The organism is Demequina sp. NBRC 110051, from assembly GCF_002090055.1.
GTDB lineage: Bacteria > Actinomycetota > Actinomycetes > Actinomycetales > Demequinaceae > Demequina.
This window is the reverse complement of sequence record NZ_BBRH01000016.1, coordinates 73318-100317: the sequence shown is the minus strand read 5'-3', so window position 1 is coordinate 100317 and position 27000 is coordinate 73318. Positions and strand designations below refer to the sequence as shown.

The 27000-nt window shown below is 68.9% G+C and carries 29 protein-coding genes and 3 tRNA genes; 16 read left to right on the top strand and 16 right to left on the bottom strand.

The features are described from left to right. The 8 genes from B7K20_RS10325 (at position 1) to B7K20_RS10290 (ending at position 9508) form a co-directional block, all read left to right on the top strand. On the top strand, positions 1–2400 hold the full coding sequence (locus B7K20_RS10325; RefSeq protein WP_084102444.1) for a glycoside hydrolase family 3 C-terminal domain-containing protein: 2400 nt from the start codon (positions 1–3) through the stop codon (positions 2398–2400). Positions 2401–2472: 72 nt separating this feature from the next. Beyond that, positions 2473–2763, top strand: a complete 291-nt coding sequence (locus tag B7K20_RS10320) for a hypothetical protein (RefSeq protein ID WP_084102443.1) — start codon at positions 2473–2475, stop codon at positions 2761–2763. Next, complete coding sequence (locus B7K20_RS10315; RefSeq protein ID WP_084102442.1) at positions 2760–4250, top strand: DUF308 domain-containing protein; 1491 nt, start codon at positions 2760–2762, stop codon at positions 4248–4250. Before B7K20_RS10320 ends, B7K20_RS10315 begins: the two co-directional genes overlap by 4 nt. After that, a complete protein-coding gene (locus tag B7K20_RS10310; protein ID WP_084102441.1) occupies positions 4247–4789 on the top strand; it encodes a hypothetical protein in 543 nt (180 codons plus the stop codon). Before B7K20_RS10315 ends, B7K20_RS10310 begins: the two co-directional genes overlap by 4 nt. Beyond that, the gene (locus B7K20_RS10305) at positions 4786–5343 is read left to right on the top strand and encodes a hypothetical protein (protein ID WP_084102440.1); all 558 of its coding nucleotides are present in this window, start codon (positions 4786–4788) and stop codon (positions 5341–5343) included. The genes B7K20_RS10310 and B7K20_RS10305 overlap by 4 nt, the downstream gene beginning before the upstream one ends. Continuing rightward, the gene (locus B7K20_RS10300) at positions 5340–5945 is read left to right on the top strand and encodes a hypothetical protein (RefSeq protein WP_084102439.1); all 606 of its coding nucleotides are present in this window, start codon (positions 5340–5342) and stop codon (positions 5943–5945) included. Before B7K20_RS10305 ends, B7K20_RS10300 begins: the two co-directional genes overlap by 4 nt. Positions 5946–6045: 100 nt before the next feature. Continuing rightward, the gene (locus tag B7K20_RS10295; RefSeq protein WP_084102438.1) at positions 6046–7236 is read left to right on the top strand and encodes a low temperature requirement protein A; all 1191 of its coding nucleotides are present in this window, start codon (positions 6046–6048) and stop codon (positions 7234–7236) included. A 157-nt stretch (positions 7237–7393) separates the two neighbouring features. After that, positions 7394–9508 (top strand): BCCT family transporter, encoded by a 2115-nt coding sequence (locus B7K20_RS10290; protein ID WP_371327884.1) that lies wholly within the window; start codon positions 7394–7396, stop codon positions 9506–9508. Between the two features lie 56 nt (positions 9509–9564). Here B7K20_RS10290 and B7K20_RS10285 read toward each other — a convergent pair whose 3' ends face one another. Genes B7K20_RS10285 through B7K20_RS10275 form a run of 3 tightly spaced genes read right to left on the bottom strand, consistent with a single transcriptional unit; the run spans position 9565 to position 11836 of the window. Further along, a complete protein-coding gene (locus B7K20_RS10285; RefSeq protein WP_144018637.1) occupies positions 9565–10488 on the bottom strand; it encodes a biotin-dependent carboxyltransferase family protein in 924 nt (307 codons plus the stop codon). After that, positions 10485–11108 (bottom strand): allophanate hydrolase subunit 1, encoded by a 624-nt coding sequence (locus B7K20_RS10280; RefSeq protein ID WP_084102435.1) that lies wholly within the window; start codon positions 11106–11108, stop codon positions 10485–10487. The genes B7K20_RS10285 and B7K20_RS10280 overlap by 4 nt, the downstream gene beginning before the upstream one ends. 2 nt (positions 11109–11110) lie before the next feature. After that, the gene (locus B7K20_RS10275) at positions 11111–11836 is read right to left on the bottom strand and encodes a LamB/YcsF family protein (RefSeq protein WP_084102434.1); all 726 of its coding nucleotides are present in this window, start codon (positions 11834–11836) and stop codon (positions 11111–11113) included. 122 nt (positions 11837–11958) lie between these two features. Between B7K20_RS10275 and B7K20_RS10270 the strand changes: the two genes are divergently transcribed. Beyond that, the gene (locus tag B7K20_RS10270; RefSeq protein WP_084102433.1) at positions 11959–12537 is read left to right on the top strand and encodes a hypothetical protein; all 579 of its coding nucleotides are present in this window, start codon (positions 11959–11961) and stop codon (positions 12535–12537) included. A 31-nt stretch (positions 12538–12568) separates the two neighbouring features. On the opposite strand, the gene B7K20_RS10265 is transcribed toward B7K20_RS10270, so the two are convergent. The 8 genes from B7K20_RS10265 to B7K20_RS10230 form a co-directional block, all read right to left on the bottom strand. Beyond that, a complete protein-coding gene (locus B7K20_RS10265) occupies positions 12569–13078 on the bottom strand; it encodes a GyrI-like domain-containing protein (RefSeq protein ID WP_084102432.1) in 510 nt (169 codons plus the stop codon). A gap of 121 nt (positions 13079–13199) precedes the next feature. Then, the gene (locus B7K20_RS10260; RefSeq protein ID WP_084102431.1) at positions 13200–13931 is read right to left on the bottom strand and encodes a flavodoxin family protein; all 732 of its coding nucleotides are present in this window, start codon (positions 13929–13931) and stop codon (positions 13200–13202) included. Between the two features lie 62 nt (positions 13932–13993). After that, positions 13994–14245 (bottom strand): YkvA family protein, encoded by a 252-nt coding sequence (locus tag B7K20_RS10255; protein WP_084102430.1) that lies wholly within the window; start codon positions 14243–14245, stop codon positions 13994–13996. 141 nt (positions 14246–14386) lie between these two features. After that, positions 14387–14875, bottom strand: coding sequence for a carbonic anhydrase (locus tag B7K20_RS10250; RefSeq protein WP_084102429.1), 489 nt, complete (start codon positions 14873–14875; stop codon positions 14387–14389). A gap of 232 nt (positions 14876–15107) precedes the next feature. Beyond that, entirely contained in the window at positions 15108–16286 is a 1179-nt protein-coding gene (mmsB, locus tag B7K20_RS10245) for a multiple monosaccharide ABC transporter permease (RefSeq protein ID WP_084102428.1), read from the bottom strand. Next, entirely contained in the window at positions 16286–17860 is a 1575-nt protein-coding gene (mmsA, locus tag B7K20_RS10240) for a multiple monosaccharide ABC transporter ATP-binding protein (protein ID WP_084102427.1), read from the bottom strand. Before mmsA ends, mmsB begins: the two co-directional genes overlap by 1 nt. Before the next feature lie 94 nt (positions 17861–17954). Further along, positions 17955–19139 (bottom strand): multiple monosaccharide ABC transporter substrate-binding protein, encoded by a 1185-nt coding sequence (gene chvE / locus B7K20_RS10235; RefSeq protein ID WP_084102426.1) that lies wholly within the window; start codon positions 19137–19139, stop codon positions 17955–17957. Positions 19140–19481: 342 nt separating this feature from the next. Beyond that, positions 19482–20480 carry a LacI family DNA-binding transcriptional regulator gene (locus B7K20_RS10230; protein WP_144018636.1) on the bottom strand — a complete coding sequence of 333 codons (999 nt, stop codon included), beginning with the start codon at positions 20478–20480 and terminating at the stop codon, positions 19482–19484. Between the two features lie 311 nt (positions 20481–20791). On the opposite strand from B7K20_RS10230, the gene galK reads away from it, so the two are divergent. Together galK and galE are read left to right on the top strand one after the other, a co-directional pair. Then, the gene (gene galK, locus B7K20_RS10225) at positions 20792–21940 is read left to right on the top strand and encodes a galactokinase (RefSeq protein WP_084102424.1); all 1149 of its coding nucleotides are present in this window, start codon (positions 20792–20794) and stop codon (positions 21938–21940) included. A 38-nt stretch (positions 21941–21978) separates the two neighbouring features. Next, positions 21979–22956 carry a UDP-glucose 4-epimerase GalE gene (galE, locus tag B7K20_RS10220; protein ID WP_084102423.1) on the top strand — a complete coding sequence of 326 codons (978 nt, stop codon included), beginning with the start codon at positions 21979–21981 and terminating at the stop codon, positions 22954–22956. A gap of 4 nt (positions 22957–22960) precedes the next feature. On the opposite strand, the gene B7K20_RS10215 is transcribed toward galE, so the two are convergent. Then, complete coding sequence (locus B7K20_RS10215) at positions 22961–23338, bottom strand: RidA family protein (protein ID WP_084102422.1); 378 nt, start codon at positions 23336–23338, stop codon at positions 22961–22963. Between the two features lie 18 nt (positions 23339–23356). Next, a complete protein-coding gene (locus tag B7K20_RS10210; protein WP_084102464.1) occupies positions 23357–23710 on the bottom strand; it encodes a metallopeptidase family protein in 354 nt (117 codons plus the stop codon). Positions 23711–23799: 89 nt separating this feature from the next. Here B7K20_RS10210 and B7K20_RS10205 point away from each other — a divergent pair. The 4 genes from B7K20_RS10205 (at position 23800) to B7K20_RS10190 (ending at position 24674) form a co-directional block, all read left to right on the top strand. Then, positions 23800–23872, top strand: a tRNA-Glu gene (locus tag B7K20_RS10205). A gap of 64 nt (positions 23873–23936) precedes the next feature. Beyond that, positions 23937–24010 (top strand) — tRNA-Asp (locus B7K20_RS10200). Between the two features lie 63 nt (positions 24011–24073). Next, a tRNA-Phe gene (locus tag B7K20_RS10195) sits at positions 24074–24146 on the top strand. Between the two features lie 156 nt (positions 24147–24302). Then, positions 24303–24674 (top strand): phage holin family protein, encoded by a 372-nt coding sequence (locus tag B7K20_RS10190; RefSeq protein ID WP_084102421.1) that lies wholly within the window; start codon positions 24303–24305, stop codon positions 24672–24674. On the opposite strand, the gene B7K20_RS10185 is transcribed toward B7K20_RS10190, so the two are convergent. Genes B7K20_RS10185 through B7K20_RS10175 form a run of 3 tightly spaced genes read right to left on the bottom strand, consistent with a single transcriptional unit; the run spans position 24671 to position 26389 of the window. Then, entirely contained in the window at positions 24671–25609 is a 939-nt protein-coding gene (locus tag B7K20_RS10185; RefSeq protein ID WP_159449391.1) for a DMT family transporter, read from the bottom strand. The two genes, B7K20_RS10190 and B7K20_RS10185, sit on opposite strands and share 4 nt — an antisense overlap. Continuing rightward, the gene (locus B7K20_RS10180) at positions 25606–26157 is read right to left on the bottom strand and encodes a methylated-DNA--[protein]-cysteine S-methyltransferase (protein WP_084102419.1); all 552 of its coding nucleotides are present in this window, start codon (positions 26155–26157) and stop codon (positions 25606–25608) included. The genes B7K20_RS10185 and B7K20_RS10180 overlap by 4 nt, the downstream gene beginning before the upstream one ends. A 31-nt stretch (positions 26158–26188) precedes the next feature. Then, a complete protein-coding gene (locus B7K20_RS10175; RefSeq protein WP_084102463.1) occupies positions 26189–26389 on the bottom strand; it encodes a BldC family transcriptional regulator in 201 nt (66 codons plus the stop codon). A 266-nt stretch (positions 26390–26655) separates the two neighbouring features. Between B7K20_RS10175 and B7K20_RS10170 the strand changes: the two genes are divergently transcribed. Then, positions 26656–26829: a DUF3073 family protein gene (locus tag B7K20_RS10170; protein ID WP_084102418.1), complete on the top strand. Its 174-nt coding sequence runs from the start codon at positions 26656–26658 to the stop codon at positions 26827–26829. Positions 26830–27000 lie beyond the last annotated feature (171 nt).

The window sequence follows — 27000 nt, the reverse complement described above, 5'->3', positions numbered from 1 at the left end:
ATGACCGACATCGCCCACGGCGTCACCCAGCAGGCGCTCGACATCGTCAGCCGCCTGACGCGTGCCGAGAAGATCCGCCTCACCTCGGGCAAGGACTTCTGGCGCACCGAGCCGCTGGATTCCGAGGGCGTCGCGTCCTTCATGCTCACCGACGGCCCCCACGGCCTGCGTAAGCAGACCGGCGACACGGACCATGTGGGCCTCAACTCCTCGGTGCCGGCGACGTGCTTCCCCACGGCATCGGCCCTGGGCTCCACGTGGGATGCCGATCTCCTTGAGGAGGTGGGCCACGCGCTGGGCCGCGAGTGCCGCGCCGAGGAGGTGGGCGTCCTGCTGGGCCCCGGCCTCAACATCAAGCGCCACCCCGCGGGCGGACGCTCGTTCGAGTACTTTTCCGAGGACCCGCTGGTCTCCGGCAAGGCCGCCGCGGCGCTGGTGCGCGGCATCCAGGCCGAGGGCGTGGGCGCGTGCCTCAAGCACTTCGCGGCCAACAGCCAGGAAACCCGCCGCATGAGCAACGACTCGATCGTCGACGAGCGCACCCTGCGCGAGATCTACCTCACGGGCTTCGAGATCGCGGTCAAGGAGGCGCAGCCGTGGACGGTGATGTGCGCCTACAACCTCGTCAACGGCGTGCACGCCGGCGAGCACCGCGAGCTGCTCACCGAGATCCTGCGCGACGAGTGGGGCTTTGACGGCCTGGTCATGACCGACTGGATCGCGACCCACGAACGCCCCGCGGGCATCCACGCCGGGCTCGACCTCGAGATGCCGTCGTCGGCTGGCGCGTGGGACCAGCGCGTGGCCGATGCCGTGGACGCCGGAACCCTGTCCGGCGAGGACCTCGACGTCGCCGCCGCGCGCGTCATCACCCTGGCGCTCAAGGTCGCCGCCGAGCGCGCCTCGCGCGCCACCGTGGACGTCTCCGCCGCGCACGACGAGCACCACGCCCTGGCCCGCCGCGTGGCCGCCGCGGGCGCCACCCTGCTCACCAACGACGGCGTGCTGCCGCTGGCCCCCGAGGGCCGCATCGCGGTCATCGGCGCCTTTGCCGACAAGCCGCGCTTCCAGGGCGGCGGCTCGGCGCTGGTGAACCCGACGCGCCTCGACACGGTGCTCGCCACCCTCACCGAGCGCATCGGCGACGCTGGCGAGGTCCTCTACGCCCCCGGCTACGACGCGGCGACCGGAGAGGCCACCGATGCCCAACTCACCGACGCACTCACGGCCGCGGCGAACGCCGACTCCGTGGTCCTCGTGGTGGGCCTGCCCCTGTCCTACGAGTCCGAGGGCTACGACCGCGATCACCTGCAGCTGCCCCCGTCCCACACCCGCCTGATCCAGGCGCTGACGGCACGCCACGACCGCGTGGTCGTCGTCAACGTGGGCGGAGCGCCCGTCGAGATGCCCTGGGCGGACACCCCCAACGCCATTCTCCAGGCCTACCTGGGCGGACAGGCCGCCGGTGGCGCGATCACGGACGTCCTGGTGGGCGACGCCGAGCCAGGCGGCCGCCTCGCCGAGTCCTTCCCCGTCAACGCCACCGACCTCGCGAGCCACGCCAACTTCGCGACCAACCCCCTCCAGGCGCAGTACCGCGAGAACCTCTACGTGGGCTACCGCTTCCACGACATGTTCTCGGTGCCCGCACGCTTCCCGTTTGGCCACGGGCTGTCATACACGTCCTTCCAGCTGGGCAAGGCCAAGGTGACCGGTAGCGGCACGGACCGCACCGTAAGCGTGCCCGTCACCAATACCGGCACGCGCGCCGGCTCCACGGTGGTGCAGGCCTACGTCCACGACGTCGAATCCACGCTGCACCGTCCCGAGCAGGAGCTGCGCGGCTTCGCCAAGCTCACGCTCGAGCCCGGTCAGACGGCCGATGCCGTGGTCACCCTGGACGAGCGCGCGTGGGCCGTGTGGGACACCGCCACCCACGGGTGGGTGGTCGAGGCCGGCACGTTTGAGCTGCGCCTGGGCTTCTCCTCGACCGACATCGTCGCCATGAGCACCGTGGAAATCAACGCGGGAGGTGAGGTGACCGCGGTCCCCGCGCCGGCATCGGCCATCGCCACGGACACCGAGTTCACGGCCCTCCTGGGCCGCCCGATCCCCCAGCCGACGCCGTCGTTCCCGTTCCACTACGACTCGACGGTCGCGGACCTGTCCGCGACCGCGGGCGGAAGGCTCGTGGAAAAGGCGCTGATGGCCCAGGTGATGAAGGCATTCGGCACAGACCCGAACGCGACCGACGAGACCGAACAGATGATGCAGGCGTTCATGCGCAACATGCCGCTGCGCGCCATCGCCATGACGTCCGAGGGCAAGCTGTCGCTCGCCAACCTCGACCGCCTCATCAAGACCCTGAACGCGACCGCCCTCAAGGCCAAGCGCGCGTAGATCGTCCCTGGTATCGGGGTCCGGTTAGAGTGGACCCCGATATCGGGACGAACGCGACATCGGGGGGCAGGAATGGCAGGAAAGCTGGTCGTCGACACCGACCTGCTGGTCGGGCTGGGCGGGCGCCTGCGTGCTGTGGCAGACGAGTTCCACCATGCGCAGCGCAACGCCGACGAGATCGCGGGGGCGATCGGGCACGCGGACACCGCGGCGAAGATGCGCACGTTTGCGTCCGACTGGGACGACAGGCGCGAAAAGATGCTCGACTCCATCGCCGCCGTCGCGGACGCCACAAAGGGAGTCGGGGGCACGTTCTCCAACCTGGACACCGATCTCGGTAGGTCTATGAGGGGCGAGAAGTGAGCGTCAGGCCTTACGACTGGCAGCCCCTGGCAGCCTCCGACCCCATCCCCGGTGACCCGGACATCGTCGAGGACGGTGGCACCGCGTACCAGGCCACCGCGCGAGCGATGACGCTCGCGGCCGAGGAGATTTCCTCGGTCATGACGGACACGGATGGCGAGTCTGGCGCGGTCGCGGCGCTGCGCGAGCGCTTGGCCGAGATCGAAGAGACCATCGACGACGCATCGAGCCGCTACCAGAAGGCTGGAGACGCGCTCGTCGCGTATGCCGAAAGCCTCAGATCCGCGCAGAAGACGTCGATCACGGCGCTCGAGAGCGCTCAGGCGGCACAGTCGACCGCGAGGAGTTGCCGGGACAACGGCAACTACTACTTGCGCCTTGCCGACCGCTACACCGAGCTCGGCGACGCCTCCAGCGCGACACGGTGCAACGACCTGGCGCACACGGCCTTCGGCGACGCCAATGGTGCCGACGGCAGCCTGGACGACGCCCGCACTCAGCTCGCGGGCGCCATCTCAGAACGCGACGAGGCTGCGCGCACGCTCCGCGGTGCGCTCGACACTGCCATGGACGACGGGCTCAACGACGGCTGGTGGGAGAACTGGGGCTCGGACTGGGCGCACGCCATTTCCGACATCGCCGGCACGATTGCCGCGTGGGCGGGCGTGGGTGCGCTGGTGCTCGCATGGGTGCCGGGGCTCGGACAGCTGCTCGGGGCTGTCGCCCTCATCGCGGGTGCCGTGGCGCTCGTCGCGGACATCGCACTGCTCGCGCACGGCGAGGGCAGCTGGGGTGACGTGATCTGGGGCGCGGTCGGCGTGCTGACGTTTGGTGTCGGCCGGGTCGCCGCTCCGCTGCTCAAGACCGTCGCGAGCAGTGCCCGCGCCGGGCGCGGCACCAGGCTGGTGTCGCGCATCCGCTTCAAGTCGACGGGACTCAAGGTCAACACCGCCAAGATCTCGACGACCCTCACCCGTACAAGCCGTTCCGCACCCATCAAGCAGCGCCTCGCCGCCGGGTGGAACGAGGCCCGTCGGGAACTGGGGCCCCGCGCGCTCTGGCGCGATGCCAAGCAGGGGTGGGACGAGGTCGCGAAGCTCGGCAAGGCGGACACGTGGTCGAACGCGTGGCGCAACGCCACCCGGGGCTCCACCGACGACATCGTCGCGCGCTTGCGCGATTCCGTCGTCGACGAGGTTCGACCCGACCTCGACCCCCTACGGGGCCTCAGCAACGACAGCATCGGCCGCCTGCGGGACCTCTCCCAGTACGGTCGCGGCAACGTCAACCTCAACGTCGCGGTCAAGACAGAGGCGGGGACGGCCCTCGCCGCGGGCGTGCCACTCGTGGGCTCGATCGCCACCGTCTCCGCCACCGGCAATGACGTGATCGGCCTCGCGACCGACGGCATCACCGGCGTCTACGAGTGGGCAACGGGAGACGGTCACGACGAGACCGCCGCGGAAAGGCTCAACCTCACCCCATGATCTCCCGCCTCGTGACGCTCGTTCCTTCGGTCGTCGCCCCCGACCTTCCCCCCGAGCCCGAGGGCTACTCGCAGCCCTACGGGCCAGTCGTCGTCTGCCTCGTCATTGCCGTCATCGGCGTCGTCGTTTTCGTCGCCTTGAGCCTGTTCCGCGGGTGGACTCGGTCGCCGGGAGGTGCACGTACCGTTTTCTTCCTGTGGCTCGGAGGCGCGGCCGCGATGATCCTCGGCATTATCGGGGGCTGGATCCTCGACACCACCGCCAAGAACGCCGCCGACGCCCGCCAAGACGCGTGGTGGGACGAGGTGTACGTCCCCGCAAACGCCGCGTACGAGCAATCCTTCGCCGATACCTACGGCGCGACGGTCACCTACCACCCCGGGTTCGCCTGGCAGGACGAGTTTTCGGGGGAGGCCGCTACCGTCGAGTTCCCTGACGGTCACCGCGAGGACTGCACGGTCGATCGCGTCGAGGACGACGGCTCCTGGGTCGACATTTACACCTGCCCCACCCCGCTGCCCCTTGAGGAGACATCGTGATTGACCTGTCCCTGACTACCCCTGACGGCTGGCTGGGATGGATCCCCGGCGACAGCAACGAGGTACTCGGCGCATTCGCCGACGACCCCCGCGTCCCCGACGAGGCATTCGCCACCATCCGCCACCTCGTGGAGGGGCACGATGCCGGGGTCGCCCGGCTCGAGGCCGGCCAGTTCGCGCTCATGTGGGCACCCGAGGGGCTCCCCATCGGCCAGGGCTACATCGCGCTCACGGCGTGGAGCGAGGAGGCGCCCGCGACGCCCGAGGCGATCATTGCCCAGCTCGACGAGTACGCGCCGCAGCCGGGCGAGAAGGTGTTCACGCACGAAGTCGCCCAGCTCGAGGACAGCGCGCTCGGACCGGCGGTGGTGCGGCTCCTGATCGCGTCCACCGCGGAGAGCCCCGAGGCGACCGTGACGTGCGGGATCTGGATCCTCACCGAGTCGACCGACGTCATCAGCGTCGTGGTCTCCACCCCGTTCCCCGAGCGCGACGAGGACCTCATGGACGCCATCGGCCCGCTCGTCGACGGCATCGGCCTCGCCCACACGTGAGCAACCCAGAGCCCGAGGCAGCTGACGGCCAGCGCGCGCAGCCCGGCATTCTCCTGCCCCCGGGCTGGACCTCGGTTCCGCTGCCGCACGCGGGGCGACGCCACGCCGCCCTGCGCCGCCTCGTCGACTCCCAGTTCGCGGACTCCCCCGCGCCCGCGTCGCTGCGCCGTCAGACGCTCGACGCGATGGCCACCGTCCTCGACGCTGCCGCGTCCGCCGGCGGAATCCTGTGGGCCATGTCGACCCAGCGCGTCGGGGGTATCCCGCTCGCCATGTCGCTGACCATGTACCGCCCGCGGCCCGCGGTGAGGCTCGAGACCGTCGTCACCGACCTGCTGGGCCAGCCCGACGTCGTCACTGCCCGCGGCGACAGTGGCACCGTAGTGCGGCGGGTCTCGACAGCACCGGCCGGCGAGGGCGCGACCGGCCCCTCGATGCCGTTCGCGGGCGCCGCAATCGCGCAACTCAAGGCCGAGTACTGGCTCGAGACCACCGACGATGATGGGGCGCTGCACCTCGTCTTTACCTCACCCCACCTCGAGGCACAACCCATCCTGCTCGACCTCTTCGACGCCATGGTCGCCACCGTCGAGGCGGTCTAGGGCTCTCGAATCGAGGGAATACCTGGCGGCTTTTGGGCGTCGCATGAGGCATGACTCGCCACCGTCGCTGGGCCGCAGCGCGTAGCCGCAGGGCTGTCACGTGAGCGCGCTTGCACGCCGGTGGGGTGCGCACGGCACCGACAAGGATCACCGCGTCACCACGCTCGAGCTGCTCCTCGACGTGGTCTACGTGTTTGCGTTCGTGCAGGTCACCACGTGGATCGCCGAGGAGCACACGTGGCGCGCCACCGGCGAGGGCCTCCTGATGCTCGCCGTGCTGTGGTGGGTGTGGGTGGTCTGGGGCTGGCTGGGAAATGTCGTGAGGGCCGACCGCGGCCTGCCCCTGTTCGGGTTCATCGTCGCGCTCGTGTGCGTCTTCGGCATCGCCATGACCATCGACGGGATCTGGGAGGCCGAGGGCGGCGCGATCGAGCCCCTCGCGTTCTCGCTGCTCTATCTGGTGGTCCGGGTGGTGCACGCCGCCGTGTACCTGTGGGCCGCCCGCGGCGACGCGCGGCTCACTCGGCAGATCTGGCTGTCGACCGCCGCGTGGATCCCCGCCGCCGTCATGCTCGTCGCGGGCGCCGTCCTCCCGCCGGAGCAGCGCCTGTGGTGGTGGGCCGGCACGGTGGCCCTCGAGGCGCTCGCCACGTGGCTGCTGTCGATCAAGGGGCCGGGCTGGCGGGTTCAGTCGGGATCGCACTTCTCCGAGCGCTTCGACCTGGTGGTGATCCTGGCCCTGGGCGAGTCCGTCCTGGCGCTGGGCATCACCATTGCCGACCTGGACCTGACCGGGGAGTTCCTCGCCGTGGGCCTGCTGGGGGTGCTGGTGTCCATCGCACTGTGGTGGCCGTACTTCAAAGGCATCGGTCCCACCGTCGAGCACGCGCTGCACGACGCCGACGACGAGCACAAGCCAGACATCGCCCGCGACTCCTATACGTATATGCACCTGCCACTCATCGCGGGCATCATCCTCGTCGCGGCAGGACTCGAGGAGGGGGTGATGGCGCGCGCGGACGAGGACGTCTCGGGCGAATCGGCCGTGCTCATCGCCGGCGGCGCCGCCCTCTTCGCCCTCGCAGGCGCCGTGATCATGCGGATGGTCGGCGGCGAGTGGGGATGGCTCGCCGGGTCGGCCGCGTTCTTCGCCGTCGCCGCGTGGTGGCTACCGCTACTCGACGCGACCGTTGCGATCCTCGTCGTCATCGTCGTCCTGGCGGTGGTCGCGTGGCGCACGCCTGCCGCCCGCTTCACCGACACCGTGGTGGTCGAGGCGAACGGCGAGTGATCATGGCATCGGCCCTGCAAGCGACGGAAATGTCCCCGTCCACTAGGTTGGAAAACAGCGAAGGAGGAGTGCGCATCGGCCCTACCCCCGGTGCGTCGATGGCATGACAACTGAGTCCGCACATCTTTCCGCAAGTGAACGTGAACAACGCGAGCCCATGTCGCGCAAGGCGCTGGCTACCTGGGTGTTCTACCCATCGGCGGTCCTGATCCTGGGCTTCGTGCTGTTCGCGATGATCTGGCCCGAGGCGGCCGAGAGCCTGTTCGACCAGATCCAGTCGACCATCATCAACGCCTTCGGCTGGTACTACGTACTCATCGCCGCAGTGTTCGTGGCGTTCGCGCTGGTCATGGGCTTCTCACGATTCGGCAACATCAAGCTGGGCAAGGACTCGGACAAGCCGCAGTTCTCGATGTTCTCGTGGTTCGCGCTGCTGTTCGCGGCCGGCATGGGCATCGGCCTGGTCTTCTACGGCGTGTCCGAGCCCCTCGCCCACTTCGCGACGCCCCGCCCTGGCGTGGGAGGAACCCCGGAGCAGCTCGCCCAGCAGGCCATGAGCCAGACGTTCCTGCACTGGGGCATCCATGCGTGGGCCATCTACATTGTGGTGGGCCTTGGCATCGCGTACGCCGTGCACCGTCGGGGCCGTCCGGTGTCGATTCGGTATGCCCTTGAGCCGCTGCTCGGCAAACGCATCAAGGGCGGGTGGGGCAACGTCATCGACGTGACCGCCGTGGTGGGCACGCTTTTCGGTGTGGCGACGTCGTTGGGCCTAGGCGTGTTGCAGATCTCGTCGGGTTTGGAGTCGGTGGGCATTGCCGAGCCGTCCACCACCACCCAGGTCGTGCTGATCATCGTCATCACTATCGTGACGATCTTCTCGCTGGTCACCGGCCTGCAGCGCGGCATGAAGTGGCTGTCCAACACCAACCTCGCACTCGCGCTGTTCCTGCTGCTGTTCGTGCTCTTCGCCGGGCCTACCGAGTTCCTGATGCGCGAGTTTGTGCAAGACATCGGTGCGTACATCCAGAACTTCATCGGCCTGAGCTTCAACGTGTCCGCCTTCCAGGGCGAGGCCGGCGAGGAGTGGCAGGCCGCATGGACCACCTTCTACTGGGGCTGGTGGATCTCGTGGGCACCGTTCGTGGGCGTGTTCATCGCTCGCGTGTCCAAGGGTCGCACCGTGCGTGAGTTCATCTGGGGTGTCCTACTCGTTCCCTCGGTGGTCACCTTCTTCTGGTTCGCCGTCATGGGCGGCACCGCCATCTACGAGGAGCTGTACGAGGGCGGCGGGCTCGTGGGCCCCAACGGCGAGGTCGACTACAACGGCTCGCTCTTCGCCATGCTCGATACCTTGCCGGGAGCGACGGTCCTGACCATCGGCGCGATGATCCTCATCGCAGTGTTCTTCGTCACGTCGTCGGACTCCGGGTCGCTGGTGCTGTCGATGCTCACCACCGGCGGCGACGAGAGCCCTAAGCGCTGGATCCGCGTGTTCTGGGCCTGCACCACCGCGCTGGTGGCGATCGCGCTGCTGCTATCCGGGGGGCTGTCCGCGCTCCAGACCGCAGCGATCATCACGGCGTTGCCGTTCTCCGTGGTGATGGTCGGCATCATGCTGTCCACCGTGAAGGCGTTCCGGCGTGAGCACGCGCTGTACCTCGCTGCCAACCGGGCCGACTTCATGGACCATATCCGCGACACCATCTCTGGTGAGTACGGGCTCGAGCCCGCCGACGCCGACGTGGACCCCGAGGCCGCACGCACGCACCTGCCGTCGCTGAGGCGCTGGTCGCTCGGCGCGCCGGTGCCGCGCAGGCGTGGCCGTGGCGGCGGTCCGGGCGACGGCGGTGCGACTGGAGCCGCGGCCGGTGCCGGCGGCGCCGCCGGGGTGGTGGGCGCCGCGACGGGTGCCGGCCAGCCGGGCGACACCGGCATGGTCGTGACCGCGACCGACGATGCCGTGGCCAAGTCCGCAGCCGCACCTCCCGGCGCGGAGGACCACCTGGCGGGCTCCGTGGTGCCGGGATCGGAATCGGCTCCCACTTCTGTCTCGATGGCCGGTGCGACGCCTCCCGAGGCGGACGACGGCGCAGGTGGAACTGGCGGGACCGATATAGACGGGGCGGGTGCGGGTGCTGCGCCGGCCAACGGCGAAGCGAGCGATACCGCCGAAGCCCCGGCTGACGAGGCGCCGTCGTTCGAGAAGCACCCCACGGATCAGATCATCATGCCGATCGATCATCTGCCCGAGGACCACGACAAGGCGTGATCACATCCCTTGAGGCTGCGATGGTCACTTCCGGCGCGAATGTGACCATCGCAGCCTCAAGGAATCTGGACCGAACCCGGCGGCAGGGCGTCAGGACGCGAGGACGCGAGGACGAGCCTCACCCGCTGGCCGGGCTGCACCTGGGCGGCGGCCGCGATCGAGGCGCTGTCCAGCACGCCGATCACCGGATAGCCGCCGGTGGTGGGGTGATCGGCGAGGAACACGACCGGCTCCCCCGAGGGCGGCAGCTGCACCGCGCCCACCACGAGACCCTCGCTCGGCAGCTCGTCGTCGCGCGCCCGGCCCACGGTCGCGCCCGTGAGGCGAAGACCCACACGGTTGGAACGCTCAGAGGCGACGAAGGGCCGGTGCGCGAGCTCCGCGAGGTCCGTGGCGTCCGCCCAGTCCGCGCGGGGACCGGCGAGCATGCGCAGGGTCACGGGCTGATCCGGGGCGGCAGGGTGCTCAGCGGCGCCGGCGCCGGCGCCCGAAGCGGCGGCGAACAGTTCCTGCGGCGCGGCGGCGCTCTCGCCCACGGCGAGCCGGTCGCCCGTCGCCAGCGGTGAGGGGCCGATGCCCGACAGCGTGTCCGTCGCCCGCGACCCCAACACCGGCGCCACGTCGATGCCGCCACGCGCCGCCACATAGGTACGGGCCCCGGCCGTCGCGGGGCCGATGTCGAGCACTTGCCCGGCCGCTAGGCGCATCGGCCGGCCCACGGGAGCCGGCACGTCACCGACAAAGACGGCCGCGGCCGCCCCGGCCACCCCCACCACCAGCGCAGCGTGGGCGCGCAGCACCACCCCCGTCATCGTGGCCTCGAGCGCCGCCGCACCAGGGGCGTTGCCCACCAACGCATTCGCACGCCGCAGCGACCGCATGTCCAGCGCGCCGGAGCGAGGGACGCCCAGGTGCGCGTGCCCGGCGCGGCCCAGATCCTGGACCGTGAGCAGAAGGCCCGCGTCGATGATCTCGATCACGGCAGGAACCTCACGCGCGTCCCAGGCGACAGCAGCGCCGGCGGGGTGCGAGCCTCGTCCCACAACGTCACCCCGAGCGCCGTGCCGATCAGCTGCCAACCGCCAGGCGACGAGCGCGGGTAGACCCCCGCGTAGGGACCCGCGAGCGCGACGGCCCCGGCCGGCACCGACGTGCGCGGTTCGGCGCGCCGCGCGACGGCCCTGTGCTCGGGCAGGCCCGTGAGGTAGGCGAACCCCGGGGCGAAGCCACAGAAGGCGACGGTGAACTCGGTGGCCGCAATCTCCGCGATCGCCTGGTCCGGCGTGAGCGCCCAGCCCGCGGCCACGTCCGCGAGGTCGGGCCCGTCGAAGGCGACAGCGATCTCGACCAGCGCGACCTCGGCCTGTTCAGCCTCGCCGGGCTCCCACTCGGCAAGCAGGTCGGCCAGCACCGCCGCATCCACCCGGGACAGCCCGTCGACCAGCACGGTGGCGGCGCCGGGCACCACGTCACGCGCAGCGATCTCGCCTGCGGCCCGTGCGGCATCGATCGCGGCCGCGAGCGCGGGCACCGTGCTCGCGTCGTCGACCTCGATCAACATGGCCGCGTGGCCCATGGGAATGAGCCTCGGCTGAACCATCGTCAGTTCCTCGCCCACGCGCGCACGTCGACGCCGCGGTCCGCGAGCGCGCCGCGCACGGCGCGCGCCACCTCGACCGCGCCGGGCGTGTCGCCGTGGATGCAGAGCGAACCCACGCCGCCACCCTCGGCGAGAGTGATCGCCTGGGCGACCACGGCATCGGCCGTCGTCAAGACTGCCCCCGGCTCCGCGCGTGGGACCAGCGTGCCGTGCGGGGTGTAGGCGCGGTCGGCGAAACCTTCGGCGACCGTGGCCAGGCCCGCGTCACGCGCGGCGCTCAGCAGCATGGACGAGGGCAGCCCCATGACGGGCAACGCGCCGGCGAGGACCACGCCGGCCACGACGGCGCTCGCCTGCTCCTTATCAGCGACCACGCGGTTGTACAGGGCCCCGTGAGGCTTGACGTACTCGACCCGCGCCCCAGCGGCCCGCGCGAAGACCTCGAGCGCTCCCACCTGATAGGCGACCTCGGCGGCGAGGTCCTCGGCGGGGATGTCCATGGCGCGCCGGCCAAAGCCAGCGAGGTCGCGATACGACACCTGAGCGCCGATGACCACGCCGCGCTCGACGGCCATGTCGCACACCCGGCGCATGGTGGCGGCGTCGCCAGCGTGAAACCCACACGCCACGTTGGCGCTCGTGACGACGTCGAGCAGCGCCTCGTCATCCGTGAGGCTCCAGCGGCCGAATCCCTCGCCAAGGTCGGCATTGAGATCGATCCGTGGCATGCCCCCAATCTAGTGCGGGGCGGGCGTCGTGGGCGCTGACGGCGCCGGGACGAAGGTCGCGCAGACATCCCGAAAGGCGCCATTAACCTGGGCCTATCCCACCCCCTGACCCTGGAGTCGTCATGTCTGTTCTGCTGCCCGCGCGCACGACCGTGCGTTCGCTCGCGCCGAACGACACCCACAGGATTGCGTGGCGCCTGCCGCGTGCTCCGCGCGTGGTGCCAGTGCCGCCCACGCCGCGCGACGCCTCCCCCTCGGCGCAGGACATCCGGTTTGCGCAGCTGCTCGCGCGCCATCTGCAGGACACCCTGGCAGGGCTCCTGACGGTGCTGCGCAACGGCCGCATCCACACGGAGGTGCGCGCCCTGGCCCAGCGACTGGGCCTCGCACTCGCCGCGTACTCGGCGCCGCTGGTCGACCGGCTCCACGAACTCCATGCCGACCACCGCGAGCCATTGGCGGTGCTGCCGTGGACGCAGCGCGGCTGCCTGCGCATCGGGGCGCCGTGCCCGGGGCGCACCGGACGCTGCGGACCCACGGCGCTCGAGTATTGGGACACGCACCTGCGTGACGCGCTCGCGCTCTGCATCGAGCACGTGAGGACCCGGCCCATGGGTGAGGCTGGCGTCTTCGCGCGCGGGCTGTCGCGCGAACTCGCCATTCAGATCGACGCCGTGCGGACGCTGCGCGACACCTTCTGACGCTGGCCCCGAGCCGGTCGCGTCAGCCGCGCTACCCGCGCAGGAGCAGGCACACCTCGATGGGCCCGTGCGGGACGCCGTCGCGGTACTCGGGAGGCGCGGGGTACCACTCGTACCAGGCATCCCACGAGTCACCCTCACCCGGCTCCCCGTCACGACCGGGTTCCATGGCGTAGGCCACTGCCTGCTCGTCTCCCCACGCCATGGTCCGTGCGGTGAAGTCGGCGAGCCCCGCGTAGGGGCCGTCGTATCGGCCCACCACGTAGCGACCCGCGGGCACGTGGTCAGCGGCGTACGGGTGGTCGATCCACCGCATGTCCGCCACCTGGAAGCCGATCTGCATGGTGAAGGGCTTCGACCTCATCACACGCCCGTAGCGCATCACGGACGGCCCCGACCGCTCGATCCGATGCGAGCGTAGGTAGGCGTCCAGCGCGTCGAAGGCGACCGACACCCGCTCGGGGATCGTCTCCATCGTCACGTCCACCGCGAGGCCCACGTACGTCGCCGCGGGCCGCTCCTCGATGCTGAACTCGCCCATGGCACTCACGCTACGCCTTCGCCGCACCGCGCAGGCGGGCGCCGTCGCGAACGCTCGAGCCACCGCCCGGGTGGGGCGACAGCGAGAGGCGCGTGAGGCATCGGCCCCATCTCCCCGCGATTCATCGCCGGTACTCCGGGTTCGGGTGATCGAACGTGGCCCCCTCGCTCCACTCCTCGGACGAGTTGCCGCCGGCGGGGAAGCCGCCGCCTGCCTTGAGCCAGGCGGCCGTATGCATGAGGTTCCACGCCATGAAGGCGGTGTTGCGGCGTGTGAACTCCGTCTCGGGGCCGCCCGAGCCCTCGTCGAGGTACGACGGGCCCGGTCCCACGGGGCCAACCCAGCCGGCATCCGCGTTGGGTGGGATCACGTAGCCCAGGTGCTGCAGTGAGTACAGGACGTTCATCGAGATGTGCTTGATGCCGTCCTCGTTGCCGGTGATCATCACGCCTGCCGTGCGACCGTAGAAGAGGAACTGGCCACGGTCGTTGAGCTCGCCGCTCAGGCCGTACAGGCGCTCGATCAGGCGCGTGGCGACGGACGACTTTTCACCCAACCAGATGGGGGTGCCGACGACAAGGATGTCCGCCTCGAGGATGCGGCGCGAGAGCTCGGGCCAGTCGTCGTGGGGCCGGTTGCCGCCCGGGACGTTCTCGGTCATATCGGGGTAGACGCCCGCGGGGACGTCGTAGTCCGCAAGCCGGAACGTGTCGACGCTCACGCCGTGGCTTTCCATGATCGCGATCGCGTTGTCCATCAGGCCCTGGGTGTTGCTCGTGTCGGGGCTGGGTTTCAACGTGCAGTTGACGAAGACGGCCTTGAGGTTGCTGAAATCGGCTGTCGAATCGGTCATCGGTGACACCTCCTGAGAGGTGACACGCGTGGGCGGCGCGATCTATTCCGTTCGCGCGGGGCTCACACGTCGACGACGCGGGGGCTGCTCGCGATGCTGGCCTCCCAGGCCTCCTTCTCGCGGCTGAGCATCATGAAGGTGAGGCTCCACAGCCCGATGTCATCCGCGTAGCCCACGACGGGCAGGATGAGTTCGGGGATGAGGTCGATCGGCGAGATCGTGTAAATCAGCGATGCCGCGGTCATGAACCACGTCATGGGCCCCAACTTGTGCTCGCCGCGACGCACCGCCTGGAAGAACTTCCACCACGACATGTCTGCCTCCCTGTCTTCTGCGAGCGGCCGATGCCGTGGCCGGCTCGCGCTCCCACGGTAACGCGGGCGATGGGTTAACGCTGGAGACGAAGTAACGCTGGCGAGGGGGCCGGGACTTCCCTGCCCCCTCGCCCCTCAGCGTCAGACGACCTCGCGCAACAACCCCGTGTGGACGTCGAACACGAAGCCGCGCACCTGCTCGGTCTCGACCAAGAACGGCGAGCGGCGCAGGCGCTCCATGGACTGGCGGAGATCCGCGTCGAGGTCCTTGAAGGACTCGGGGCTCCACGCGGGCTTGAGTCCGGTCTCGTCGAGCAGCTGGTTGCGCAGCTCGTCGTCGGTGAAGGTCAGGGCGCCGCAGTCGGTGTGGTGGATGAGGATGATCTCGCGGGTGCCGAGCTTGCGCTGGGAGATCACGAGCGAGCGGATCATGTCGTCCGTGATGACGCCGCCGGCGTTACGCATGACGTGCGCGTCACCGACCTCGAGGCCCAGCAACGCGAACGTGTCGAGGCGGGAGTCCATGCAGGCGACGACGGCGACCTTGCGGCGCGGGGGCAGCGGGCGGTCGGCCACGTAGGACTTGGCGTACTCGGCGTTGTTGGCGATGAGCTCGTCGGCGATGGGCATGTGAACCTCCAAGGGGACAAAGGGACCAATGCGCTCACTGTAGTAGCGAGGTAGCGTTACCTCTGGCCGAGGCCGCGCTGCTCTGGGCGATGTGTGCCGTACCGGTGTCGCGCGGCCTCGGTCCTCATGTGGCGAGCCGACTACGAAGCCCGGCCACGGCATCGGCCGTAAGAAAAGACAACGGCCGCCCACCCCGTACGGGGCAGACGGCCGTTGTAGCGGAACGGGGCGCTTAGCGCGCGCCGGCCCGGCGCTTGTTCCAGACGTCGAAGGCGACCGCGAGCAGCAGCACCAGGCCCTTGACGATGTTCTGGATGGACTGCTCGTAGCCCAGCAGCTGCATGCCGTTGGTCATGATCGCCATGATCAGACCACCGACGATGGCGCCGGTCACGCGACCCACACCACCGGTCACGGCGGCACCACCGATGAACGAGGCGGCGATGGCGTCGAGCTCGAACATCTCACCAGCCGAGGGCTGGGCACCGTTGGAGCGGGCGGAGTAGACCACGCCGGCCACACCGGCCAGCAGGCCCATGTTCAGCATGATGCCGAAGTTGACCCACTTGACCTTGACGCCGGACAGCGTCGCGGCGGTGAGGTTGCCACCGATTGCGTAGACGTGGCGACCGAAGACCGTGCGCGTCGTGACGACGGTGTAGACGATGACCAGCACGGCCAGGATGATCAGCACGTTGGGCAGGCCGCGGTAGTTGGCGAGCTGCCAGGCGAACCACATCACCACAGCCGCGACGATCACGAGCTTGGTGATGAACAGCGGGGTCGCACCCACGGTCTGCTTGTAGGCGATGGCGGCACGGCGCTTGCGGATCTCCGAGAAGACGTAGCCGGCGACGGCGATCGCGAAGATCACCAGCGTGAAGACGTCATACCCTGAGCCACCCAGCAGGCCGTTTTGGAAGCCCGTCGCGATGTTGGCGTAGTCGGCCGGCACCGGGGACAGCGAGATGTTGTCCAGCACGCGGAACGTCAGACCGCGGAACAGCAGCATGCCTGCCAGCGTCGTGATGAACGCCGGGATACCGACGAAGGCAACCCAGAAGCCCTGCCACGCACCGGCGAGGAGGCCGACGGCGAGGGCGGACAGCACACCGACCCACCAGGGCTGGCCCTGCTTGATCATCATCGTGGCGGCCGTGGCACCCGCGAGGGCGACCACCGAACCCACCGACAGGTCGATGTGCCCGCCGATGATCACGATGACCATACCGATCGCGAGGATCAGGATGTAGGAGTACTGCAGGACGATGTTCGTCAGGTTGTTCGGGTTGAGCAGGGTGCCGTCGGTCAGGATGGCGAACAGGGCGATAATCGCGACGAAGGCGATGTAGATACCGCTCTGGCGGATGTTGCGCGTCAGCAGTTCGCGCACGTTGGCGATGCCGGTCATCAGTGGGTCTCCTCAGCGTCCGCGCCCTCGCGGGACGCTGCGTTTCGTTCTTGGGTCATGAGTGTCATCAGGGACTCGGGGGTCGCCTCGGCCACGTCGAGGCAGCCGGTGATCCGCCCGAAGGCCAGGGTGTAGATGCGATCGCACGTGCCCATCAGCTCGGGCAGCTCGGACGAGATGATCACGACGGCCTTGCCCTGAGCGGCAAGCTTGTTCACGATCGTGTAGATCTCATACTTCGCACCCACGTCGATGCCGCGGGTGGGCTCGTCGAGGATCAGCACGTCGGCGTCGGTGTACATCCACTTGGACAGCACGACCTTCTGCTGGTTACCACCGGAGAGGTTGCCGGCGAGCTGCAGGACGGACGGCGTCTTGATGTTCATCGAGGAGCGGTACTCCTCCGCGACCTTCAACTCCTCGTTGCCGTTGACGAAGCCCGACTTGGTGAGCTTGAACAGCGCGGCGGCCGAGATGTTGCGGCGGATGTCCTCGATGAGGTTGAGGCCGTACTTCTTGCGGTCCTCGGTCGCGTACGCGATGCCGTGGTGAATCGCCTCCGACACGGAGCGGGTCTTGATCTCCTCGCCACGCTTGAACACCTTGCCCGAGATCCCGCGGCCGTAGGTCCCGCCGAAGATGCTCATGGCGAGCTCGGTACGACCGGCACCCATGAGTCCGGCGATACCGACGACCTCGCCGGCGCGCACATTGAAGCTCGCGCCGTCCACGACCACGCGGTCGGGCTGCGTGGGGTGGTGCACGGTCCAGTTCTCGACGCGGAAGATCTCCTCACCGATGGTGTGGTCGATCCGCTCGGGGTAGCGGTGCTCGAGGTCACGGCCCACCATGCCGCGGATGATGCGGTCCTGAGTCGACTCGGGCTCCGACATGTCGATGGTCTCGATCGACTCACCGTCACGAATGATCGTGGTGCGGTCCGCAATCTCCTCGATCTCGTTGAGCTTGTGCGAGATCATGATCGACGTGATGCCGCGCTCCTTCAGCGTGCGCAGCAGGCCCAGCAGGTGCTCCGAGTCGGAGTCGTTGAGCGCGGCGGTGGGCTCGTCGAGGATCAGCAGCTTCACGTCCTTCGACAGCGCCTTCGCGATCTCGATGAGCTGCTGCTTGCCGACGCCCAGCTGGCCGACGGGCGTGACAGGGTTTTCGTGCAGCCCCACCTGCTCCATGAGGTCCAGGGCGCGCTTGTTGGCCTCGTTCCAATCGATGAGTCCCAGGCGTCCCTTGGTCTCGTTACCGAGGAAGATGTTCTCCGCGACCGTGAGGTGCGGGACGAGCGCGAGCTCCTGGTGAATGATGACGATGCCGGCCTCTTCGGAGTCGTTGATCGACCCGAACTTGGCCTCTTCACCGCCGTAGTGAATCTCGCCGGTATAGGTGCCGTGCGGGTAGACACCCGAGAGCACCTTCATCAGCGTGGACTTGCCTGCGCCGTTTTCGCCGCAGATGGCGTGGATCTCGCCGTCGCGGACGTGCAGTTCCACGTCCGACAGCGCCTTCACACCAGGGAATTCTTTAGAGATGCCGCGCATCTCCAGGATGTTGCTAGCCATCGGTCCTCTCCAAACCATGACGCGCGGTGCTCTGCGGTGCCGACCCCGGCGAGGGACCGGCACCGCAGAGCATGAATGCGAGGAATCGAACCGATTACTCGGAGACGCCCGAGGCGACCTCCTCGGCCGTCCAGTAGCCCGAGTCGATGAGCAGCGACTCGATGTTGTCCGCGTACACGATGTCGGACTCGAGCAGGAAGGACGGAACGACCTTCACACCGTTGTCGTAGTCGGTGGTGTTGTTCGCCTCAGGCTCGGTGCCCTCGAGGTAGGCCTCGGTGGCGGTGATGGCCTGAGCGGCGAGCTTGCGGGTGTCCTTGAAGATCGTCGCGAACTGGACGTCGTCGGCGATCAGCTTGACGGAGGCGATCTCAGCGTCCTGACCAGAGACGGCGGGGAAGCCGTCGGCGACGGTGCCCTCGTAGCCGTTGTTCTGCAGGGCGGTGATGATGCCGCGCGACAGACCGTCGTAGGGCGACAGCACGCCGTCGACCTCCTGGTCGGTGCCCACGTAGGTCGAGGTCAGGATGTCCTCCATGCGACGCTGAGCGGTCTCCTGCTGCCAGCGCAGGATGGCGGCCTGCTCGAAGTCGGTCTGACCAGAGGGGACCACCAGGGTGCCCGCGTCGAGGTAGGGCTGGAGCGTCTCGATCGCGCCGTTCCAGAAGAACGTGGCGTTGTTGTCGTCGGGCGAACCGGCGAACAGCTCGACATTGAACGGGCCGGTCTCACCGGTCTCGTTGCCGTCCTTGTCCAGGACGCCGAGGCCCACGAGGAGCGACGTGGCCTGCTGGACACCCACCTGGTAGTTGTCGAACGTCACGTAGAAGTCGACGTTCTCCGAGTCACGGATCAGGCGGTCGTACGAGATGACGGGGATGCCCGCCGCGGCAGCCGCGTCCAGCTGCGAGGCGAGGGCGGTGCCGTCGATCGCCGCGATGATCAGCGCCTCAGCACCGTTGGTGATCATCTGGTCGACCTGCTGGCCCTGGGTGGGGATGTCGTCGTTGGCGAACTGGAGGTCCACCTCGTAGCCGGCCTCCTCAAGACCAGCCTTCACCGCGTCGCCGTCGGCGATCCAACGCTCGGAGGTCTGGGTCGGCATTGCAACGCCGACCAGGCCACCCTCGCTGGGAGCGCTCGACTCCGTCGACTCGGTACCGGTGGTGGCGCCAGTGGTCGACTCCTCCTCGGAACCCGCACCCTCACCCGAGCACGCTGCGAGCGAGATGGCCAGAGCGGCACCCGCGGCAGCGGCAAAGTACTTCTTCGCCTTCATGTGTCTTTCTCCTCCTTGAGATTCAGCCGCGCATCTCCGCGCGGCCGCCATGCAGGAGCCAGTATGTTCACGTTCACACCGGCGCGTCAATTTCCGTCAGGTCACGATTCCGTGATGTTTCCTACACGATCGAAAGGTGACGGATTCTGACCAGTAGCAGGGAATTCGCCGCCTGCCTGCTCTGGGACCGGTCACAGGCGGCCGATGCTGTGGTCAGCCCCCATCCCTGGCGGCCCGATGCGGTGGTCACCTTCCGGTCCTGGCGGCCCGGTTTCCGCCACGAAGCCGTGTTTCGTGACGCAAATGTCCACATTTGCGTCACGGGGGCCGGGGTGCGCCTGCCTACGCCCGTGGCGCGGTCGTGTAGCGCACCACGAGCTCGGGCTCGAGGACCTGCGTCGAGGGCAAGGGGTCGCGCGCGAGCATCGCCACCAGGATGTCGACGGCCAGCCGGCCCACGCCGGCGAAGTCCTGGCGCACCGTCGTGAGCGGCGGCACGGTGTGACGGGCTTCGGCATTGTCATCGAAGCCCACGATCGACAGGTCACGCGGCACCACGATCCCGTTCTCGGTGAGGTAGTGCAGGGCACCGAGCGCCATCTGATCGTTGGCGAAGAACACCGCGGTCGCGGCCGGGTCCAGGGAGGCCGCGGCCTCGAACCCGGAATCCGCCGTCCAGTCCCCCGCCAGGAGCGGCAACGGTTCGAGCCCACGCTCGCGCATGACCGCCTCATAGGCGTCGCGGCGCAGGAGCGCCTCCTGATAGGTCTGCGGGCCCATCACGTGCTGAATCCGCGTATGCCCCAGGTCCAGCAGGTGACCCATGGCGAGGCGGACGCCCGCGTCCTGGTCAATCGCCGCCGCGGCCCCTTGGGGTACGCCGCCCGTCAGGAGATGCACCACCGGGATCCCAGGGTTCACCGCATCGACGGCGTCCATGATCTCTTGATGCTGCGCGGCGACGGCGAGGGCGTCGATACCGCGCCCCAGCAGGAACTCGAAGGCCTCCGTCACCTGCGCCGCGGTCGCCTCGGTGCTCGTCATGATGGTGTGAAGCCCCGCGGCGCGCGCGGACAGCTCGAGGGCGTGCAGCGTCGAGAGCGGTCCAATGTCCGTGACCACCGGGCCGATCATGCCGATGGTCTGCGTCCGTCCCGTCACGAGCGCTCGGGCCGCGAGATTGCGCCGGTAGCCCAGCTCCTCGATCGCCGCCATGACGCGCTCGCGGGTCTCGGGACGAATGCCCTCGAAGTCATTCAGCACACGCGAGACGGTTTGATGCGAGACGCCGGCCCTCGCGGCCACGTCATGCATGCTGGGCCCACGTCCGTCCCGTGCCACTGCTGCCTCCTCGCGCGCCTGAGACCGCCCCGATGCGTCTCACGCGTGAACGTTAACCTATCGCGCCCGCGACCCGACGGCCCGCCACCCGGTGCGAGCGGCAGGCGAGCCACCGCATCGGCCCTTGGCTCGCCTGCCCTGGTAGGCTGGGACCGGTCCCAGGCGGACGTTCGGATGCCCATTCGGAACGTCCCTGACCACACCCGAAAGGTCCTCCCTCGCATCGCTCGCGCCGTGGAAGGATAGGGACCGGCAGGCGCCGGGCGAGCCGCAGCGCCACGCACACCGTGCACAGAGAACTGGAGTCATCGATGACCGACATTCGCGAGGCCTTCGAGGCCGCCTACGGACACGCAGCCGGCGGCGTGTGGTCGTCCCCTGGCCGCGTCAACCTCATCGGCGAGCACACCGACTACAACAACGGCTTTGTGCTGCCGTTCGGCATCGACTACCGCACCTCGGCCGCCGTCGCGGTGCGCGACGACCGCGAGATCCACCTGCGCTCCACGTTTGCCGAGGGCGAGGTCGTGGGCGACCTCGACGCCCTCACCCTTGAGTCGATGTCCGGCTGGTCCGCCTATGTCCTGGGCGTCGCCTGGGCGATGGCCGATGCCGGGGTCGACCTGACGGCCGCGCGCGGCCTCGATATCCTCATCGACTCGGATGTGCCGGTGGGCGCGGGGCTGAGCTCCTCCGCGGCGCTCGAGTGCGCGGCCGGCGCCGCCTTCAACGAGCTATGGGGCCTGGGCCTCGACAAACTCGCGATCGCGAGGTTCGGCCGCGTGGCCGAGAACAAGGCCGTCGGCGCCCCCACGGGCCTGCTCGACCAGGCAGCCTCGATGCTCGCCGAGGACGACCACGTGGTGTTCCTCGACTGCGACACCGAGGAGGCGCGCCCCGTCGCGCTGCACCTGAAGGACAAGGGCCTGGGCATCCTCGTCACCAACTCGAACGTGGAGCACGAGCACGCCACGGGCGGCTACGGCGACCGCTTCGCGTCCTGCGCGAAGGGCGCCGAGGCCCTCGGTGTGACGACCCTGCGCGAGATCGGCGCCGACGACCTACCGCGCGCCCAGGAGCTGCTCGACGACGAGACCTACCGTCGCGTGCGCCACGTTGTGACCGAGAACCAGCGCGTCCTCGACACCGTCGCCGTCCTTGCCGCCGAGGGCCCCACCGCCATCGGCGACCTGCTCAACGCCTCTCAGGCCTCGATGCGTGACGACTTCGAGATCACCGTTCCCGAGATCGACCTCGCGTGCGACACCGCTGTAGCCGCGGGCGCCATCGGCGCCCGCATGACGGGCGGCGGTTTCGGAGGCTCCTCGATCGCCCTGGTGCCGCTCGACAAGAGCGAGGCCATCGCATCGGCCATCCGCCAGGCGCTCAGCGACGCCGGCATGCGCGAGGCGACCATCTTCACGGTGACGCCCTCCCAGGGCGCCCGCCGCGACCACTGAGCACACCCGACCACCAAGCACACCCAAGGAGCAACAACATGAGCTGGATGGTGACCGGCGGTGCCGGCTACATCGGGTCGCACGTGGTGCGGGCCCTCACCGACGGCGGCATCGACGCCGTGGTGCTCGACGACCTGTCGAGCGGCTTCGAGCAGTTCATCCCTGCGGGTGTGCCGTTCGTGAAGGCGTCGATCCTCGAAACCGACAAGGTGCGCGAGGCACTGATCGAGCACGGCGTGCAGGGCGTCATCCACTGCGCCGGGTACAAGTACGCCGGCGAGTCCGTGCGCCTGCCCATCCACACCTACCGCCAGAACGTCGAGGGCACGGCGTGCCTGCTTGAGGCGATGGCCGATGCCGGGGTCACCCAGCTGGTCTTCTCCTCTTCCGCAGGGGTCTACGGGACGCCCGACGTCGAGATCGTCAACGAGACCACGCCCACCACGCCCGAGTCACCCTACGGCGAGTCCAAGCTCATCGGCGAATGGCTCATCCGCGACCAGGTGAAGGCCACGGCCGAGTCCGACGCTCCGCTGCGCGCGACCTCGCTCAGGTACTTCAACGTGGTGGGATCGGGCACGCCCGAGGTCTACGACGCCTCGCCACACAACCTGTTCCCCAAGGTCATCCGCGCCATCAAGGCCGGCCAGGCGCCGCTGATCTTCGGCGACGACTACGACACCGCGGACGGCACCTGTGTGCGCGACTACGTGCACGTCCAGGACCTCGCCCACTCCCACGTGGCCGCGGCCCGCATGCTCGACGCCGGGCGCCCCCTCGCTCCCGTCTACAACCTGGGCTCGGGCGACGGCACGTCCGTCAAGGAGATCGTCGGCTCGCTGCTCGAGGCCGCGGGCAGCGACCTGGAGCCCGTCGTGAAGGACCGCCGCCCCGGCGACCCGGCCCGCATCGTCGCGCGCGGCGAGCTCGCGGCCGACGACATCGAGTGGAAGATGGCCCACACCATCGAGGAGATGGCGGCATCGGCCTGGGCGGCCGCTCCCGACGAGAGCTGAGGCCTTACGCCTGCTCAATCACGGCATCGGCCTGGATCTCGACCAGGTAGCGCTTGTCGGCGAGCGCGGAGACCTCGACGATCGTCGCCGCGGGGCGAATGTCCTGGAAGACCTCGCGATGCGCGGCGGCGATCTTCTCCATGTCGCGGATGTCGGTGACGTACGTGACGGTGCGCACCACGTCCCCCAGTTGGGCGCCAGCCTCGGCGAGCGCGCGGCCGATGATGTGGAGCGCATCGAGGGCCTGGGCGTACGCGTCCGGGACAAGCGCCTCGTCGCGCGCACACGTGCCGGAGACCATCACGTGGTTGCCGACGCGCACCGCGCGGGAGTAGCCGTACATGTCTTCGAAGGGCCCGCCGGAGCCAAAGGTCTGCCTCATGGCCTCACGCTACGCCTGCTAGCCCCACCCGAGCGCGTGCAGACGCTCGTCGTCGATACCAAAGTGGTGCGCGATCTCATGCACGACGGTGATCGCGACCTCCTCGCGGACGTGGTCGGCGTCGTCGCAGAACCTCAGCGTCGGGCCCCGGTAGATGAAGATGCGATCCGGCAGGTCCGCCATGCCCCACTCCGAGCCGCGCTCGGTCAGCGCCACGCCGTCGTACAGCCCCAGGAGGTCCTTGTCGGGGCCCTCGGGCTCGTCCTCGATGAGGATCACGACGTTGTCGACCAGGTTCAGCAGGTCCTCGGGGATCGCGTCGATCGCATCGTCGACGGCGGACTCGAACTCCTCGGCGGACATCGGCACCATGGCGCCATTGTCGCGCAGGTTCACAGCACGTCCCGCGAGCCTCTATGATTGTCAGGTCCTCGTGGTCGCCTAGGCGGCCGGGAGACGGCGCCCTCATCGTCTAGCGGCCTAGGACGCCGCCCTTTCACGGCGGTAGCACGGGTTCGAATCCCGTTGGGGGTACAAGGTAGGTCTGAAAATGGTCTACACTATTCCTCGGCCCTCCTTGCGGAAGGTCGAACAGCAAGGCCCTGTAGCGCAGTTGGTTAGCGCGCCGCCCTGTCACGGCGGAGGTCGCGGGTTCAAGTCCCGTCAGGGTCGCGGTGCGACAAGCCCCTTCATTCGGAGGGGCTTTCGCGCAAGCGGGGCTCCACCCCTGCGATTGGCTCTGTAGCTCAGTTGGTAGAGCGTTCGACTGAAAATCGAAAGGTCACCGGATCGACGCCGGTCGGAGCCACGGCACGGAAGGCCCTCGGGAAACCGAGGGCCTTTCGCTTTGTCTTGGCGACGGGCCGATGCTGCGGTCGGCTCCCCACGGATCGCGCCATTCGTTTGCGCTCGCCCGGTACCAGGCGGTTGACTGGGCACAACGCAAACTTTGAGGAGACCAGCCATGGCCAGCTTCGGCAAGACCCTGCTCAACACCCTGCTCGGCGCGATCGCCGGCCAGTGGATCGCCACGATCAAGGCCGAGTCCGAGGTGATCAAGCTCGAGCTGAAGGTCAAGGGGCGCCAGCTCGGCATCGGCATCGGCCTTATCGCCGCGGCCGCCGCGCTCGGCTTCTTCCTGTTCTTCGTCCTGATCGTCGCGGCCATCGCGGGTCTGTCCGTGGTGTGGCCCGTGTGGCTCGCCGCGCTCGTCGTCGCCGGCGCCATGCTGCTGGTCATCCTGATCTTCGCCGGCATCGGCGCCAGCAAGATCAAGCGCTACAAGGACATCTACCCGGCCGCCTCGATCCAGCGCATCAAGGACTCGGTCTTCTAAGCCGCGGAGCCCTTCAGCTCGGGCATCGCCTCCGGGCGGGCCTTGGGCTTGCGCTGCGCGAGCCACACACCGGCGAACACCACGACGGCGCCCGCGACCTCGTACCACGCCAGCTTCTCTCCCAGCACGACGATGCCGAGGAAGGTCGCGACGACGGGCACCACGTAGGTGACGGACGATGCCGTGGTCGCCCCAGCGACCTTCACCACCTTCCAGAACCACACGTAGGCAAACGACGTGCCGGTCACGCCCAGCGCCACGATCGCCCACAGAGACACGGAGTTCAGCGCGAGGGAGCCCGGCTCGGGTGTGGGCGCGGCCAGCGCGAAGGGCGCGAGCAGCAACGCGGACACCGTGATCTGCATCGAGGACAGCGCCGCCGGAGAGTCCTGGACCCGGCTAAGCAGGAGACGCGACAGCGTGGAGCCGATGCCGTAGCAAGCGGTCGCTCCCAACATCAGCGCCGCTCCCAGCACCGGGAAGTCTGCCACGCGCCACGCGCCCAGCAGGATCGCGATGCCCAGGGCGCCGATGACGAGCCCCGTCAGCTGGGCCCTGGTGACACGCTCCGCCGGGATCAACAACGCGACAAACAGCGCCGTCCATAGAGGCGTGGTCGCGTTCAGCAGGCTCGCCAAGATGGACGAGATGTGTTGCTGCGCGGCAGGGATCAGGACCAGGGGGATGCCCGACATGAACGCAGCGACCACGGCGACGGCGCCCACCTTGCTCCATGTGAGGCGCGGGACGTTCCGGGTGATGACGACGAGCGCGATCAAGGTGATCGCACCGAAGAGCACCCGGCCGAACGCGACCTGGGTGGGCGCGAACGTGCGCAGCGCAATGGAGATGAACAGGAAGCTCGCGCCCCACGCCGCCGAGACGCCCAGGAAGTACGGGAGCCACGCGCGTAGCGGGGCATCGGCCGGCGTCACGCGGTGCGCTCCACGAGCCGGGCGGCGGGCGTCGCCGAGGACACCTCCACCCCCTCGAGCCTCAGGAGGGCCGCCTTGTTTTCGATGCCGCCGAACCCATACGACCCCAGCCGTCCCCCGGCCTGGACCACACGGTGGCACGGCACGAGGGCCGCGACGGTGTTGCCCGCACACGCGGTGCCCACGGCGCGGGCGGCACGGGGCCTGCCCGCCATCTCGGCGAGCTCGCCATAGGACACGGTTCTGCCCGCCGGAACGGTACGCATCTGGGCCCATACCTCCTGGGTGAACGCGCCGCCCTCCTGGGCGACCGGAAGCGTCATGAGCGCGGAGTCGTCTCCGGAAATCCAGCCGGCCACGGCATCGGCCACCTGGGATTGGGCATGCTCGGCCCAGCCCGGTTGCACGACGGCGCGCGGAAAGCGCCGCACCGCCTCCTCGACTGGAAGGAAGCTGGCCGCGCGCACCACGCCGTCCGCGGCGCTCACCGCGACGGTCAGGGGGCCGACGGGGGTGGAATGCTCACAGACGAAGACGGGGGCGGACACAGGCGTCAGCGTACGCCCGCCACCCGCCCGGCTAGGCGCTCTGTTCCTGCGCTTTTGCCAACAGCTCGTTGACCTCCGCGGCGCGGAAGCGGCGGTGGCCGCCGAGCGTGCGAATCGAAGAAAGCTTGCCGACCTTGGCCCACCGGGTCACCGTCTTGGGATCGACGCGGAAGATCGCGGCCACCTCACTCGGCGTCAGCAGCTTCTCCGGTTCCTTGACAACGTCTGTCATCATCCGTGATTCCCCTCAGAATTCATGGCGTGTATGGCCCCGTCGTTGGGGCCTTGTGAACGATGAGACCGTTCACATTCTCGATTATGACGTCGTTTTGGGAGAGAAGTTCCGGTTTTTTGGATCGATCGCTTCACGTGTCGCGGCGCTCCAGTGCGCCGAGGGAGTCGCAATCACGCCCCCGCACGTTGTAAAGTTCTACTCAGCACTCATCACGCAGGGCCCGCGAAATACGCGCGCCCGCGACGAGCGGAAGGGGCGGCGACATGGGGCGCGGCCGTCAGAAGGCTAAGGACGCGAAGATCGCGCGTCAGCTCAAGTACTCGAACCACGGCAGCGACATTCGCGACCTCGAGCGCGAGTTGATCGGCCATTCTGCCGAGGAGCCCGATGAGGCCGACGACAAGTACGACCGCTGGGCGGACGACGACGAGCGCTAAGCGCCTTCGCTCCACCTGAGCGCGCCGGCCACGCGGCTGGCGCGCTTTCGGCGTGCCCGGGGGGCTCGCGCGGTGGCCATACGTCCCTGTCCCACCCCCCGCAGCACTTCCCACGTCTCCACGTCTCCACGTCCCCCACGTCCCCACGTCCCCACGTCCCCACGTCCCCAC

What these genes read in the sequence shown, in the direction of transcription:
- B7K20_RS10325 (WP_084102444.1), top strand. Translation starts at nt 1, where the DNA reads ATGACCGACATCGCCCACGGCGTCACCCAGCAGGCGCTCGACATCGTC.
- B7K20_RS10320 (WP_084102443.1), top strand. Translation starts at nt 2,473, where the DNA reads ATGGCAGGAAAGCTGGTCGTCGACACCGACCTGCTGGTCGGGCTGGGC.
- B7K20_RS10310 (WP_084102441.1), top strand. Translation starts at nt 4,247, where the DNA reads ATGATCTCCCGCCTCGTGACGCTCGTTCCTTCGGTCGTCGCCCCCGAC.
- B7K20_RS10290 (WP_371327884.1), top strand. Translation starts at nt 7,394, where the DNA reads ATGTCGCGCAAGGCGCTGGCTACCTGGGTGTTCTACCCATCGGCGGTC.
- B7K20_RS10280 (WP_084102435.1), bottom strand. Translation starts at nt 11,108, where the DNA reads ATGGTTCAGCCGAGGCTCATTCCCATGGGCCACGCGGCCATGTTGATC.
- B7K20_RS10275 (WP_084102434.1), bottom strand. Translation starts at nt 11,836, where the DNA reads ATGCCACGGATCGATCTCAATGCCGACCTTGGCGAGGGATTCGGCCGC.
- B7K20_RS10270 (WP_084102433.1), top strand. Translation starts at nt 11,959, where the DNA reads ATGTCTGTTCTGCTGCCCGCGCGCACGACCGTGCGTTCGCTCGCGCCG.
- B7K20_RS10265 (WP_084102432.1), bottom strand. Translation starts at nt 13,078, where the DNA reads ATGGGCGAGTTCAGCATCGAGGAGCGGCCCGCGGCGACGTACGTGGGC.
- B7K20_RS10260 (WP_084102431.1), bottom strand. Translation starts at nt 13,931, where the DNA reads ATGACCGATTCGACAGCCGATTTCAGCAACCTCAAGGCCGTCTTCGTC.
- B7K20_RS10255 (WP_084102430.1), bottom strand. Translation starts at nt 14,245, where the DNA reads ATGTCGTGGTGGAAGTTCTTCCAGGCGGTGCGTCGCGGCGAGCACAAG.
- B7K20_RS10250 (WP_084102429.1), bottom strand. Translation starts at nt 14,875, where the DNA reads ATGCCCATCGCCGACGAGCTCATCGCCAACAACGCCGAGTACGCCAAG.
- mmsB (WP_084102428.1), bottom strand. Translation starts at nt 16,286, where the DNA reads ATGACCGGCATCGCCAACGTGCGCGAACTGCTGACGCGCAACATCCGC.
- mmsA (WP_084102427.1), bottom strand. Translation starts at nt 17,860, where the DNA reads ATGGCTAGCAACATCCTGGAGATGCGCGGCATCTCTAAAGAATTCCCT.
- chvE (WP_084102426.1), bottom strand. Translation starts at nt 19,139, where the DNA reads ATGAAGGCGAAGAAGTACTTTGCCGCTGCCGCGGGTGCCGCTCTGGCC.
- galK (WP_084102424.1), top strand. Translation starts at nt 20,792, where the DNA reads ATGACCGACATTCGCGAGGCCTTCGAGGCCGCCTACGGACACGCAGCC.
- galE (WP_084102423.1), top strand. Translation starts at nt 21,979, where the DNA reads ATGAGCTGGATGGTGACCGGCGGTGCCGGCTACATCGGGTCGCACGTG.
- B7K20_RS10215 (WP_084102422.1), bottom strand. Translation starts at nt 23,338, where the DNA reads ATGAGGCAGACCTTTGGCTCCGGCGGGCCCTTCGAAGACATGTACGGC.
- B7K20_RS10210 (WP_084102464.1), bottom strand. Translation starts at nt 23,710, where the DNA reads ATGGTGCCGATGTCCGCCGAGGAGTTCGAGTCCGCCGTCGACGATGCG.
- B7K20_RS10190 (WP_084102421.1), top strand. Translation starts at nt 24,303, where the DNA reads ATGGCCAGCTTCGGCAAGACCCTGCTCAACACCCTGCTCGGCGCGATC.
- B7K20_RS10175 (WP_084102463.1), bottom strand. Translation starts at nt 26,389, where the DNA reads ATGACAGACGTTGTCAAGGAACCGGAGAAGCTGCTGACGCCGAGTGAG.
- B7K20_RS10170 (WP_084102418.1), top strand. Translation starts at nt 26,656, where the DNA reads ATGGGGCGCGGCCGTCAGAAGGCTAAGGACGCGAAGATCGCGCGTCAG.